We start from the raw sequence: 13305 nt of genomic DNA, 5'->3' as shown, positions 1-13305 counted from the left end.
TGGAGTCCGGTTAAGGCCTCGCCGCAGGCGGGTCAAGCGTGCTTCGCGTTGCGAAGCCAGCGGAGATCGTCTAGAGCGGCCGCAGGCAGCTGCAGGGATGAAAGATGGCCGAACAGCAGAAGGGTCTGACCTACGCAGACGCAGGCGTGGACATCGACGCCGGCAACGCGCTCGTCGAGCGGATCAAGCCCGCCGCACGGCGCACGGCGCGTCCCGGCACAGTCTCGGGCCTGGGTGGGTTCGGCGCGCTCTTCGACCTGAAGGCCGCGGGCTACCGTGACCCGGTGCTGGTGGCGGCCACGGACGGGGTGGGAACCAAGCTGCGCATCGCCATCGACACGGGCGAAGTGGATACGATCGGCATCGACCTCGTGGCCATGTGCGTGAACGACCTCGTCTGCCAAGGGGCAGAGCCGCTTTTCTTCCTCGACTATTTCGCCACGGGCAAGCTCGAGCTGGATCAGGCGGCCCGCATCATCGAAGGCATTGCCGAAGGATGCGCGGCCTCGGGATGCGCCCTCATCGGGGGGGAGACCGCCGAGATGCCGGGCATGTACCACAAGGGGGACTTCGACCTTGCGGGCTTCGCCGTGGGCGCAATGGAGCGTGGCGCGGACCTGCCGCGAGGGGTCGCGGCGGGCGACGTGCTGCTCGGGCTCGCATCCAACGGGGTCCATTCCAACGGCTATTCCTTCGTGCGCAAGGTCGTCGAACTCTCGGGGCTCGCCTGGGATGCGCCGTCGCCGTTCGGCGGGGACAGCCTGGGGCGGGCGCTGCTGGCGCCGACGCGGCTCTATGTGACGCAGGCTCTGGCCGCCGTCCGCGCGGGCGGCGTCCATGCGCTGGCCCACATCACGGGCGGCGGGCTCACCGAGAACCTGCCGCGGGTGCTGCCCGAGGGGCTGGGCGCGCGCATCGACCTCGGCGCGTGGGACCTGCCGCCGGTGTTCCGCTGGCTCGCCGAGACCGCCGCGATGGCCGAGCCGGAGCTTCTCAAGACGTTCAACTGCGGCATCGGCATGATTGTGGTGGTTGCCGCCGACCGCGCCGACGCGATCGCGGCCCTGCTTGAGGCCGAGGGCGAGACCGTCACGCGCATCGGCGAAGTGATCCCCGGCCAGGGTGTGAGCTACGACGGCCGCCTGCTGTGAAACGTGTCGCCGTCCTGATCTCGGGCGGAGGCTCGAACATGCTGGCTCTCGTGCGCAGCATGGTGGGGGATCATCCGGCGCGGCCGGTTCTGGTGGCCTCGAACGACCCCGAGGCGGGGGGGCTTGCCCGGGCCGCGGCACTCGGCGTGCCGGTTGCGGCGGTGGATCACCGGCCGTTCCGGGGCGACCGCGCCGCCTTCGAGGCGGCCCTGCTCGAGCCGATCCTCGCGGCCGACGCGGACATTCTGTGTCTTGCCGGCTTCATGCGCGTGCTGACGGCCGATTTCGTCGCGCGTTTCGAGGGGCGGATGCTGAACATCCATCCCTCGTTGCTGCCCAAGTATCAGGGGTTGCACACGCACCGGCGGGCGCTCGAGGCCGGCGACACCGAGGCGGGCTGCACCGTGCATGAGGTGACGGCCGCGCTGGACGACGGGCCGATCCTCGGACAGGCGCGGGTGCCGGTGCTGGCCGGGGATACGCCCGACAGCCTGGCCGCCCGGGTGCTTGCGCGCGAACATGTGCTTTATCCGGCCGTTCTGCGCCGTTTTGCATCGGGCGACCGCACGCCGATCTGGCTGGCCTGACCCAAGCGCCCATCGGTCTTTCCTTTTCTCCTCACGGCGCCTATAGCGGAAGGCGCGGGACGAACCCGTGTGAACCCCGAGACGCGGGATCTGGATGAAGACGATCACCACCACCGAGGCGCTGGCCGCCTTCTGCGAGGCCGCCAAGGCCGCCCCCTATGTCACGATCGACACGGAGTTCCTGCGCGAACGCACCTACTGGTCCAAGCTCTGCCTGATCCAGATGGCGCTTCCCGGCAAGACTGGCGAGGCGGTTCTCGTCGATCCGGTCGAGGCGCCCGACATGTCGCTCGAACCGCTCTACGACCTGTTCCGGCACGAGCCGACGGTCAAGGTGTTCCACGCAGCCCGGCAGGATCTCGAGATCTTCTTCGTCGAAGGCAGGGTTTTCCCCACGCCGCTGTTCGATACGCAGGTGGCCGCGATGGTCTGCGGCTTTGGCGAGCAGGTGGGCTATGAGACGCTGGTCAAGAAGATCGCGCGCGAGCAGCTGGACAAGACCTCGCGCTTCACCGACTGGTCGCGCCGGCCGCTGAGCGACGCGCAGAAGACCTATGCCATTGCCGACGTGACGCATCTGCGGGTGATCTACGAGTGGCTCTCGGCCCAGATCGAGAAGAACGGCCGGCAGCGGTGGGTCGAGGAAGAGCTGGCGATCCTCACCGACCCCGAGACCTACACCGTCCGCCCCGAGGAAGCCTGGCTGCGGATCAAGACCCGCACCACCTCGGGCCGCTTCCTTGCGGTGGTCAAGGAGCTTGCGCGCTTCCGCGAGGAATATGCGCAGAAGAACAACGTTCCGCGCTCGCGGGTGCTCAAGGACGATGCCCTTCTCGAGATCGCCTCGACGCGGCCGACGAATGTCGAGGAACTGGGTCGCTCGCGGCTCTTGCTGCGCGAGGGCCGGCGGGGGGATATCGCGGACGGGATCCTCGCTGCGGTCAAGGCGGGGATGGAGGTGAAGGCCGAGGATCTTCCCAAGCCCGACCTGTCCCGCGAGCAGCTTCAGGTGAACCCGGCCCTGGCCGATCTGCTGCGGGTGCTGCTGAAGGCCAAGTCGGAGAGCCTTGGTGTGGCGGCCCGGCTGATTGCCTCGGCCTCGGATCTCGACGCCATCGCGGCGGGCGAGCGCGACCTGCCGACGCTCAAGGGTTGGCGGCTGGAAGCCTTCGGCGCCGATGCGCTGCGGCTCTGCCGGGGTGAGATCGCGCTTTCGGCCAAGGGCAACGATGTGCGGGTGGTCAAGCTCTGACAGGTTGCGCGGCGGCCGGGTGGCCGCCGCGGCACCTCAGCGGCGGCTGGTGAGGGCGTTGCCGGCGGCCACGACCGTTATCTGGTTGATCGAGCGGAGCTGGTAGGCCGACAGGAACGCGCCCACCGTCACCTCGCGCGAGGCCTGGGTCGAGACGGCCGCGGGGCCCGGCGGGGGCAGGGCTCGGAACTCGTAGGTGATCACGCCATCCTGAACCGGCCGCGCGACAAGCTCGGCGTCCCAGTAGCCCTGGGTGGGCGGCAGACCCACCGCACGGATCACGGCGCCGCCCCGGTTCGGCTCCACATCAAGCGAGACGACCTGCGCCATCAGCGGGCGCGCGTCCTGCGCCGGACCCGAAGGGGCCGCGGGGGCCAGGGTCGCGGGTGCGGCCTCGGAACCGCCGAACCAGTTCAGCGGATTGAGCCGCGAGCCGCAGGCCCCGAGTGCCAGGACCAGCGCGAGCCCCACGAGCAGCGGTCGTCTCATTCCTTCATCCCCCGCATCTTTTCCTGCCCATTGGCTAGCCTATGCGGCGGGCTTTGAAAAGCACGGGCGCACAGGGCTGGACCTGACGCGGCTCGGTGATTACCTCTGGCGGCAGGAACGGAGAAGACCATGGCCACGCAAGCCTTCGAAGACATCGCCGAGACGTTCGACTTCCTGGACGACTGGGAGGATCGATACCGCCATGTGATCGAGCTTGGGAAGGCGATGCCCCCGCTGGACGAGGCGTTCAAGGTGCCCTCGACCAAGGTGGAGGGGTGCGCGAGCCAGGTCTGGATCCGGCCGGTGATCAAGGGAGAGGGCGGGGCGGCGCGCTTCGACTTTCACGGCGACAGCGATGCGATGATCGTGCGCGGCCTGATCGCCGTGCTGCACGCGCTTTATTCCGGTCTCACGGTGGCCGAGGTGGGGAAGGTCGATGCCGCGCACGAATTGACGCGGCTCGGGCTCGACCAGCATCTTTCGTCGCAACGGTCCAATGGACTGCGCGCGATGGTCGAGCGGATCCGCCGCGTCTCGGCCGAGGCGGCGGCGGCCTGACGGTGCCCGCCGCCCTGCGCCGTCAGTACTGGCCGACCTTGGTGACGTCCGGCGCGAAGGCGAGATAACCCGCAATCGCCTCGAGCCCTTCCCTGGGCGATTCGTAGGACCAGGCCGCGTCCTTCAGCGTGCCGTTGACGCCCACGATCGAGTAATAGCTCGCCTCGCCCTTGAAGGGGCAGGCGGTGGTCTTGTCGCTCTTGTCGAACATGACCATCGCCACATCCTCGCGCGGGAAATAGATCACCGGGTCGCGGCTGCCCTCGGTCAGTTCGATCGCGTTGAGGGTTTCGCCCAGAACAGCCGAGTCCGTCCGAATGACCCACTTGCCCTCGGCCTTGCGCAGGTGAATGTGATCGTTCATCGGAAAGTCCCTCACTGTGCTGCAATGCAGCAAATCATGCCGCCGCGTCAGCCGCGGGGCAAGAGGTCAAAGAGGCGCAGCCGCCGCCCCCAGCCACGCCCGCGCCGGGGGTGAGAGGCGCGATCCGATCCTTTCGAGAACATCCGCATGGTAGGCATCCAGCCATTCCCGCTCGGGCAGCGAGAGACGGTGGGGCAGGATCAGCCGCCGGTCGAACGGCACGAAGGTCAGGGTTTCGAACGACAGCTGCCGGCGATGATCGCCAAGCGCCGGCGCTTCCTCGACGACGATCAGGTTTTCCAGCCGGATGCCGAAGGCGCCCTCGCGGTAGTAGCCCGGCTCGTTCGAGAGGATCATGCCCGGCTCGAGCGGCACCTCCGAGATGCGGGCAATCCGCTGCGGTCCCTCGTGGACCGAGAGGAAGGCGCCGACGCCGTGGCCGGTGCCATGATCGTAGTCCTGTCCCGCAAGCCACAGCGGGTAACGCGCCAGCGCATCAAGGTCGCGCCCGGCGAGACCTTTCGGCCAGCGCGCGCGGCTGATGGCGATCAGGCCCTGCAGCACCCGCGTGTAGCACTCGCGCGCCTCCTCGCCGGGGTCGCCCACGGCAATGGTGCGGGTGATGTCGGTCGTGCCATCGGCATATTGCGCACCCGAATCGACGAGCAGCAGCTCGTCCCGCTGCACGGGGCGGTTCGAGCCCTCGGTCACGCGGTAATGCATGATCGCGCCGTTGGGCCCTGCGCCGCAGATCGTGTCGAAGCTGATGTCGTGGAGCGCGTTGGTTGCCCGGCGGAAGCCCTCGAGCGCGGTCACCACGGCGATTTCCGTGAGGCCGCCCTTTGGCGCCTCGGCGTCGAGCCAGCAGAGGAACTCGACCATCGCGGCCCCGTCGCGCAGGTGGGCGTCGCGCATGCCGGCAATCTCGGCCGGGGTCTTGCAGGCCTTTGGCAGCCGGCAGGGATCGTCGCCGTCGGCCACCTCGATCCCGGCATCCTGCAGCTCGAGCGTCACGGCCAGCGGGGCGGTCTTGCGATCCACCTGAACCGGGCCGCCGAGCGTGCGCAGGGCCGGCACGAAGGCCTGCGGCGGGCGCAGGGTCACACCCTGGCCCAGATGCACGAGGGTTGCCTCGTCGAACTTCGCGGCGTCGGCAAAGAGCGTCACGCGGGCGTCGTCATGCAGCACGGCAAAGGCGTGCAGCACCGGATTGCGCGGCACATCGGCGCCCCGGATGTTCAGCAGCCAGCAGATCGAGTCCGGCAGCGTCAGGACCGCGGCCTTGCGCCCGGCGAGGCCAAGCGCAGCCGCGAGGCGTTGGCGCTTGGCCTCGCCCGTCTCGCCTGCGAGGGCGTCGGGATGGGCAAAGGCGCGCCCCATCGGTGCCTCGGGCTGGTCGGCCCAGAGCCGGTCGAGCGGGTTCTCCACCGCGCGCAGGCTGATGTCGGAGCCCGCCAGCGCCGCCTCGAGCCGCGAGATCTCATCGGCCGTATGGAGCCAGGGATCGAAGCCGATCGTGCCTTGGGAAAGATTTTCACGCAGCCAGTCACCCGGCTGCACCTCGGGCCAGGGAACGGGCGTGAAATGGCCGGGATCCACCTGATGCTTCACCTGAACCCGGTAGCGGCCGTCGATGAAGACGCCCGCGAGGTCGGGCAGCACGATGCAGAAGCCGGCCGATCCGGTAAAGCCCGTCAGCCACTGGAGACGCTCGTCCCGGGCGGCCACATATTCGCCCTGATGGGCATCCGAGCGTGGAACGATGAACCCCGTCAGCCCGTCGGCCGCCAGCGCCGCGCGCAGCGCCGCAAGCCGGGCCGGCCCCTGGGCCGGGGAGGAAGTCGCATGGAACGTCTGGAACATCAGGCCACCCGCCGTTTGCCGATGCGCTTCTTCGGATCGGCGTCGAAAAGGGAGGCGAGCTGCTCGGTCATGGCGCCCGCCAGTTGCTCCACATCCGTGATCGTGACGGCGTGGGCATAGTAGCGCGTCACGTCATGGCCGATGCCGATGGCGATAAGCTCTACCTGCCGCTTGCGCTCGACCATCGAGATCACGTCGCGGAGGTGTTTTTCAAGATAGCTCGCCGGGTTCACCGACAGGGTGGAATCATCCACCGGCGCCCCGTCCGAGATCACCATCAGGATCTTGCGCGCCTCGGGGCGGTGGCTCAGGCGGCGGTGCGCCCATTCCAGCGCCTCGCCGTCGATGTTCTCCTTGAGGAGCCCTTCCTTCATCATCAATCCGAGATTTTCCCGCGCACGCCGCCAGGGCGCGTCGGCGCCCTTGTAGATGATGTGGCGCAGATCGTTGAGCCGACCGGGCTGCTGCGGCCTTGCGGCGGCGAGCCACTTCTCGCGGCTCTGCCCGCCCTTCCAGGCGCGGGTGGTGAAGCCCAGGATCTCGACCTTGACCTGACAGCGTTCCAGCGTCCGCGCCAGCACATCGGCGCAGATCGCGGCGATCGAGATCGGCCGGCCGCGCATCGAGCCCGAGTTGTCCAGCAGCAGCGTCACGCAGGTGTCGCGGAACTCGGTGTCCTTCTCGACCTTGAAGGAGAGCGGCGTGGTGGGGTTGGCCACCACCCGCGCAAGGCGGCCGGCGTCGAGGATGCCCTCCTCGCGGTCGAACTCCCAGCTGCGGTTCTGCTGCGCCTGCAACCGGCGCTGGAGCTTGTTGGCAAGGCGGCTGACCGCGCCCTTCAGCGGTTCGAGCTGCTGGTCGAGATAGGCGCGCAGCCGCTCGAGTTCGGCGGGCTCGGCCAGATCCTCGGCGCGGATCTCCTCGTCGAAGTCGGTGGCGAAGACCGTATAGGCGGGGTCGGCCTCGGAGTGCGGGGCAGGGGGAGGCGGCTCGAGCGGCGCCTCGCCGTCGGGCATCTCCACCTCTTCGCCCTGATCGGCGTCGGGCTGGTCCTCCATCGAGACCTGCGCCTGACTGGGATCCTGCTGTTCCTCCTGGCTCCGCTCGGGCTGCGCTTCCTGCGACTCGTCGGAGTCGTCCTCGCCCTGGCTCTGCGACTCGTCCTCGTCGGTCTCCGCGTCCTCGCCCGCGTCGTCCTGCTCGTCCGTGTCCGGATCGTCGCCGAGTTGGTCGCCGTAGCCCAGATCGGAGATCACCTTGCGGGCCAGTCGTGCAAAGGCCGCCTGATCGGCCAGCACCTCGTCGAGGTTCTGGAGCGTCCCGCCCGCCTGCTGCTCGATGAAGCCGCGCCACAGCTCCATCACATTGTCGGCGCCGCCGGGCAGGGTGCGCCCCGTCGCCAGATGGCGCACAAGATAGCCCGCCGCCGTGGCGAGCGGCGCATCCGCGGCCTGCGTGATCTGGCCATAGCCCTTGCGCTCGGCCTCGTGGCCGATCCGGGCGTCGATGTTGCCCGCGGTGCCCGGCATGGTGCGGGCGCCCACCGCCTCGCAACGGGCCGCCTCCATCGCCTCGTAGATCTCGCGCGCCATCTGGCCCTGCGGCAGGTAGCGGGCCGAGATTGCATCATCATGATACCGGCGGCGCAGCGCGAAGGCGTCGGCCGTGCCGCGGGCGAGCATCACCTCGTCGCGCGTCATCCGGCGGCTGACCTGCGGCAGGCGCATCCCCTCGCGGTTCATCCCCGCGGGATCGACCGAGAAGGTCACCGTCATGTCCGGGTCGTCGGCGAGCGTCTTGGTCGCCTCGGCGAGGGCCTTCTTGAACGGATCGGCGGGATTGTCGGTGGGCTTGCTCATGCCTCAGATAAAGCACCCGCGCGGGATGCCGACAAGGGGAGTCAGCGGAAGAGCTTCCACCGCTCGGCCCGTTCGAGCGCAAGCGTCAGGCGGTAGCGGTCCATGGCGAGGGCGACGGCCTCGGGATGCTCGCGCTCGAGCCGGGCCAGTGCGCGCAGCGGAGCCGTGGCCCGCATCCGCGCCAGCAGGCCCGCGACAAGAGCCGCAAGCAGCCCCGCGGCCAGCGCCATCAGGGCCGAGCCCGCCGCCATCCACAGGGCGGCCGCGGCCACGATGCCGGCCGCTGCCGCCAGAAGGCGCGCCTGCCGGCGCAGGGTTTCCAGGCGGCCGTGAAGCTCGGCCAGGCGTGCGGCGACCGCGGCCTGATCCATGTCAGCAGAAGAGCTTGTAGCGGGAGGCGCGCTCGGTCGCCATCACCATCCGGTATCGTTCGAGCGCCGCCGGATAAAGGTCTGGCTGCTCGGCCGCAAGGCGCGTCAGCCGCCGGCGGGCCGCGATCAGCGCGATGCCGGCGCTGGCCGATCCAAGGGAGGTGCCGACAAGTGCCAGCGCAAGCGCAGTGCCGACGCCTCCGAAGAGGAGAAGCCCCAGCCCCGCACCGGCCAGAGCCAGCAGCGGAACGAGCGTCAGGATCTGGCGCCTGGCGCGCGCGCGCGCCGCCTCGCCGTCCGCGATGCGCCCGGCCAGCGCCGCAACGCTCATTTCATCGCCATCGAGGCGGCGCTTTCCGGCAGTTCCTCGTTGAAGCAGCGCTGGTAGAACTCGGCCACGGTCTGCCGCTCGAGCTCATCGCACTTGTTGAGGAAGGTCAGCCGGAAGGCGTAGCCCATGTTGCGGAAGATCTCGGCGTTCTGCGCCCAGGAGATCACGGTCCGCGGGCTCATCACCGTCGAGAGGTCGCCGTTCATGAAGGCGGTGCGCGTGAGGTCGGCCACCGTCACCATCTGGCTGATCTGCCGGCGGCCCTTCTCGGTGTTGTAATGGGGGTTCTTCGACAGGACGATCGCCACCTCGGCGTCGTGGCTGAGGTAGTTCAGCGTGGCCACCAGCGACCAGCGGTCCATCTGGCCCTGGTTGATCTGCTGGGTGCCGTGATAGAGGCCGGTCGTGTCGCCGAGGCCGACCGTGTTGGCGGTCGCGAACAGCCGGAAGGACGGGTGAGGGGTGATCACCTCGTTCTGGTCCAGCAGCGTCAGCTTGCCGTCGGTTTCCAGCACCCGCTGGATCACGAACATCACGTCGGCGCGGCCGGCGTCATATTCGTCGAAGACGATGGCGCAGGGGTTGCGCAGCGCCCAGGGGAGGATGCCCTCCTGGAAGGTGGTGACCTGCTTGCCGTCCACCAGCTTGATCGCGTCCTTGCCGATCAGGTCGATGCGGCTGACGTGGCTGTCGAGGTTCACCCGCACGCAGGGCCAGTTCAGCCGGCTCGCCACCTGCTCGATGTGGGTGGATTTTCCGGTGCCGTGGTAGCCCTGGATCATCACCCGGCGGTTGTAGGCAAAGCCCGCAAGGATCGCGAGCGTGGTGTCGGGATCGAACTTGTAGGTGGGGTCCAGATCCGGCACGCGGTCGGCGCGCTCGGCGAAGCCCTTCACCTTCATGTCGGTGTCGATGCCGAAGGTCTCGCGAACGGAAATTTCCTCAGTGGGTTTCACAGTCATGTCCAGCATTCCGTCCGCCTTGTTTCCACTTCGGGCGCCCGCTCGCGGCGCACCCGGCCTTTGATGAAACATATCGAGAGGGCCTGCAAGGGGAAGGGCCCGCCGCGCAGGGCCTTCGGCCGGCAGCGGCGCCAGGCCGATGGTTGCCGGTGCGGCTGCGGGCAGGCATCGCGTCATCCTGCCCGCGCCGCGAATGGCCGCCTCACTCGCGGAAGTAGCGGCTGTCCTTGATCTGGTCCCACGCCCAGACGACTTCCTGCAGCCGCTCCTCGTCGGCGCGGTTGCCGCCGTTCATGTCGGGGTGCAGGTCCTTGACGAGGCTCTTGTATTGCTTGCGGATCTCGAGCTTGGTCCAGGTATCGCGCGCATCGAGGATCTCGAGCGCCTTGCGCTCGGTCGGCGGCAGCTTGCGCGTCGCGGTGCTGGCGACCTTGCCGGGGTTCTGCGTGGCCTTCTCGCCAAGGATCTCCATCGGGTCGTTCACGCCGAGCCGCGACCAGACGCGGCCCTCGTCGGGGCGCTTGCCGAAGGGCTGGGTCTCGCGCCCCCAGAGCCGGTCCTTCTCGAGGATGCGATTGATCTCTTCTTCGCCCGAACCCTGGAAGAAGTTCCACTTGAGGTTGTATTCGCGGACGTGGTCCTTGCAGAACCAGAAGAACTCGTCGAGCAGGTCGGGCGACTTGGGCGCGCGGTAGATGCCCGCTTCGGAACAGCCGGGATATTCGCACTGCCGGTTCGAGGTCTCGAAGGCACCCGACATGCCCCGCCGCCCGGTCTTGCGCCGCTTCTTGTCCGAGGAGACCCGGATGTCGAATTCGAAGGGGGGGCGGTTCGTCATTTCTTCTGCCTTTCCGACTCGGAGGCGTGAGTTTAGGGCTTTGTGCGCCGGATTGAAGAGGGGAAGGCACAGGATGGGCGTCGTCGAGGAAATTCGTGATCGGCTGGAGGCGGCCTTCGCCCCGCATGAGCTTGAGGTGACGGACGAAAGCGAGAAGCATCGGGGGCACGCCGGCTGGCGCGAGGGTGGCGAGACACACTTTCACGTGAGGATGCGCGCGGGCGCGATGGCGGCCAGGAGCCGGCTTGAACGGCACCGGGCGGTGCATGCGGCGCTCGGGCAGGATCTGGTCGGGCGCATTCATGCGCTGGCGCTCGATCTGGACGGCTGACAAAGCCGTCCTCGGGCGGCGCACGCCTGTCAGGCGGCCCGCGCGGGGCCGCCGTGGCATGGATATTTGAGCCAGAGTGAATGGAGGAGGGCGCGCCCGCCCGGAAAGGGAGCGCGCCCTGCCGGTCAGGCGCGGCTCACCTGCGGCGTGCGCTCGGCCTTCACCTGGAGGCGGCGGTCGTGAAGCACGGGCTCGGTGTAGCCCGAAGGCTGCTCGCGGCCCTTGAAGACCAGATCGCAGGCCGCCTGGAAGGCCGCACCGTCGAAATCCGGCGCCATGGGGCGATAGGCGGGGTCTCCGGCGTTCTGCGCATCCACGACGGCCGCCATCTTTTTCAGCGCCGCCAGTACCTGCTCTTCCGAGACAACCCCGTGGTGCAGCCAGTTCACCAGCGCCTGGCTCGAGATCCGGCAGGTCGCGCGGTCTTCCATCAGGCCCACGTCGTTGATGTCGGGCACTTTCGAGCAGCCCACGCCCTGATCGACCCAGCGGACGACATAGCCCAGGATGCCCTGGGCGTTGTTCTCGATCTCCTGCCGCAGCTCGGCATCCGACCAGTTCACGCCCTCGGCCACGGGCAGGGTGAGCAGGTCGGCGAGGCTGCCGCGGGGGCCACCGGCCGCGATCTCCTCTTGCCGCGCCTTCACATCCACGCGGTGATAGTGGGTGGCGTGGAGCGTCGCCGCCGTGGGCGAGGGCACCCAGGCGCAATTGGCGCCCGCACGGGGATGAGCGATCTTGGTCGCGAGCATCTCGGCCATCCGGTCGGGCATGGCCCACATGCCCTTGCCGATCTGAGCCCGGCCGCGCAGCCCGCAGGCAAGGCCGATGTCCACGTTCCGGTCCTCGTAGGACGCGATCCAGCGCGAGGCCTTCATGTCGCCCTTCTTCACCATCGGGCCCGCCTCCATGCCGGTCACGATCTCGTCCCCGGTCCGGTCGAGGAAGCCCGTGTTGATGAAGGCCACCCGGTGCCTCGCCGCGCGGATGCATTCCTTGAGGTTGACCGACGTCCGGCGTTCCTCATCCATGATGCCGAGCTTGACGCTGTAGCGCGGCAGGCCGAGCGCCTCCTCGACCCGGGTGAAGATCTCGTCGGCGAAGGCCACTTCCTCAGGCCCGTGCATCTTGGGCTTCACCACATAGACAGAGCCGGTCACCGAGTTTCGCGGCCCTGCGGTCTTGCGCAGGTCATGGATGGCGCAGAGGGTCGTGGCGAAGGCGTCGAGCATCCCCTCGAAGATCTCCTCGCCCGCCTCGTCCAGCACGGCGGGCGTGGTCATCAGATGGCCCACGTTCCGCACCAGCATCAGCGCCCGGCCCTTGAGCGTGATCGTGCCGCCATCGGGCGCCGTGAAGGACAGGTCCGGCGCCAGCTCCCGCACGAACATGCGCCCGGCCTTCGAGATCGCCTCGCGCAGGTCGCCGCGCATCAGGCCCAGCCAGTTGCCGTAGGCCAGTGCCTTGTCCTCGCCATCGACGGCCGCGACGGAATCCTCGCAATCCATGATGGCCGACAGCGCGGACTCCATCCGGATGTCGGCCACACCCGCCCGGTCCGTCGCCCCGATCCGGTGCCCACGGTCGATGTCGAGGATCAGATGCAGCCCGTTGTTCGCGAGGAGGATCGCGCTCGGTGCCCCGGCCGGCCCCGCGTAGCCGGCGAATTGCGCAGGCTCCTTCAGCGCGGGCACGAGAGCCCCGTTCGCGATCCGGTAGCTCTCGACCTCGGCATGACTGTCCTCGGCGAGCGGCGCCACCTCGTCCAGGAACTGCCGCCCCCAGGCGATCACGCGCGCGCCCTGCTCGGCATCGAACTCACCGGCAGGCGGCGCATCCCCAAGCGCGTCCGTGCCGTAGAGCGCATCATAGAGCGAGCCCCAGCGCGCGTTGGCCGCATTCAGCGCGTAGCGGGCGTTCATCACCGGCACGACCAGCTGCGGACCTGCAACCTCGGCGATCTCGGGATCGACGTTGCCGGTCTCGATCGTGAAATCCGGTCCCTCCGGCACCAGATAGCCGATGTTGCGCAGGAAGGCCGTGTAGTCCTCGAGGCTCGTGCGCTGGCCACGCCGATCCCGATGCCAGGCATCGATCCGCGCCTGCAGATCGGCCCGACGGTCAAGAAGCGCGCGGTTTCCGGGCCCCAGTTCGCGCACCATCCGGGCGAGCCCCCCCCAGAAGGCGTCCTCGCCGACACCCGTGCCCGGCAGGGCCTCGCGCGCCACGAACTCGGCAAGGCGCGTGTCCACCTGCAACCCGTGCTTCTCGATCCGGTCGGTCAAGGCCCTGCTCCCGCTGTTGACAATCTGTCGCAGCATTACGGACAAAGCTGCCGGCATTCAACCA

14 protein-coding genes are annotated in these 13305 nt (G+C 68.6%); 5 read left to right on the top strand and 9 right to left on the bottom strand.

Going from position 1 to position 13305, the window contains the following annotated elements; translation table 11 throughout:
- The first annotated feature begins 104 nt into the window (after window positions 1–104).
- From purM to rnd, 3 genes are all read left to right on the top strand, one after another.
- Window positions 105–1151, top strand: coding sequence for a phosphoribosylformylglycinamidine cyclo-ligase (purM, locus tag LV780_RS12295; RefSeq protein ID WP_011910009.1), 1047 nt, complete (start codon window positions 105–107; stop codon window positions 1149–1151).
- Complete coding sequence (purN, locus tag LV780_RS12290) at window positions 1148–1738, top strand: phosphoribosylglycinamide formyltransferase (RefSeq protein ID WP_108221456.1); 591 nt, start codon at window positions 1148–1150, stop codon at window positions 1736–1738. The genes purM and purN overlap by 4 nt, the downstream gene beginning before the upstream one ends.
- A 94-nt stretch (window positions 1739–1832) precedes the next feature.
- Complete coding sequence (gene rnd / locus LV780_RS12285; RefSeq protein ID WP_011910011.1) at window positions 1833–2990, top strand: ribonuclease D; 1158 nt, start codon at window positions 1833–1835, stop codon at window positions 2988–2990.
- A gap of 36 nt (window positions 2991–3026) precedes the next feature.
- Here rnd and LV780_RS12280 read toward each other — a convergent pair whose 3' ends face one another.
- Complete coding sequence (locus tag LV780_RS12280) at window positions 3027–3479, bottom strand: hypothetical protein (protein ID WP_011910012.1); 453 nt, start codon at window positions 3477–3479, stop codon at window positions 3027–3029.
- Between the two features lie 129 nt (window positions 3480–3608).
- Between LV780_RS12280 and LV780_RS12275 the strand changes: the two genes are divergently transcribed.
- Window positions 3609–4037, top strand: a complete 429-nt coding sequence (locus LV780_RS12275) for a SufE family protein (protein ID WP_108221455.1) — start codon at window positions 3609–3611, stop codon at window positions 4035–4037.
- Window positions 4038–4059: 22 nt separating this feature from the next.
- Here LV780_RS12275 and LV780_RS12270 read toward each other — a convergent pair whose 3' ends face one another.
- From LV780_RS12270 to LV780_RS12240, 7 genes are all read right to left on the bottom strand, one after another.
- Entirely contained in the window at window positions 4060–4401 is a 342-nt protein-coding gene (locus LV780_RS12270) for a DUF427 domain-containing protein (protein ID WP_101341261.1), read from the bottom strand.
- A gap of 66 nt (window positions 4402–4467) precedes the next feature.
- On the bottom strand, window positions 4468–6264 hold the full coding sequence (locus LV780_RS12265) for an aminopeptidase P family protein (protein WP_108221454.1): 1797 nt from the start codon (window positions 6262–6264) through the stop codon (window positions 4468–4470).
- A complete protein-coding gene (cobT, locus tag LV780_RS12260) occupies window positions 6264–8123 on the bottom strand; it encodes a cobaltochelatase subunit CobT (RefSeq protein WP_011910016.1) in 1860 nt (619 codons plus the stop codon). The genes LV780_RS12265 and cobT overlap by 1 nt, the downstream gene beginning before the upstream one ends.
- 41 nt (window positions 8124–8164) lie before the next feature.
- A complete protein-coding gene (locus LV780_RS12255) occupies window positions 8165–8494 on the bottom strand; it encodes a hypothetical protein (protein ID WP_101341264.1) in 330 nt (109 codons plus the stop codon).
- Between the two features lies 1 nt (window position 8495).
- Window positions 8496–8825, bottom strand: coding sequence for a hypothetical protein (locus LV780_RS12250; RefSeq protein ID WP_101341265.1), 330 nt, complete (start codon window positions 8823–8825; stop codon window positions 8496–8498).
- A complete protein-coding gene (gene cobS, locus LV780_RS12245; RefSeq protein WP_011910019.1) occupies window positions 8822–9859 on the bottom strand; it encodes a cobaltochelatase subunit CobS in 1038 nt (345 codons plus the stop codon). Before cobS ends, LV780_RS12250 begins: the two co-directional genes overlap by 4 nt.
- A gap of 130 nt (window positions 9860–9989) precedes the next feature.
- Window positions 9990–10625: a J domain-containing protein gene (locus LV780_RS12240; RefSeq protein WP_108221453.1), complete on the bottom strand. Its 636-nt coding sequence runs from the start codon at window positions 10623–10625 to the stop codon at window positions 9990–9992.
- A 73-nt stretch (window positions 10626–10698) separates the two neighbouring features.
- On the opposite strand from LV780_RS12240, the gene LV780_RS12235 reads away from it, so the two are divergent.
- Window positions 10699–10956, top strand: a complete 258-nt coding sequence (locus LV780_RS12235; protein WP_011910021.1) for a BolA family protein — start codon at window positions 10699–10701, stop codon at window positions 10954–10956.
- 125 nt (window positions 10957–11081) lie between these two features.
- Here LV780_RS12235 and LV780_RS12230 read toward each other — a convergent pair whose 3' ends face one another.
- On the bottom strand, window positions 11082–13241 hold the full coding sequence (locus LV780_RS12230) for a malate synthase G (protein ID WP_108221452.1): 2160 nt from the start codon (window positions 13239–13241) through the stop codon (window positions 11082–11084).
- Between the last annotated feature and the right edge of the window lie 64 nt (window positions 13242–13305).

The organism is Cereibacter azotoformans (assembly GCF_021391315.1).
Taxonomy (GTDB): domain Bacteria; phylum Pseudomonadota; class Alphaproteobacteria; order Rhodobacterales; family Rhodobacteraceae; genus Cereibacter_A; species Cereibacter_A azotoformans.
The sequence above is the reverse complement of the archived record's forward strand: the minus strand, read 5'-3'. Positions and strand labels throughout refer to the sequence as shown.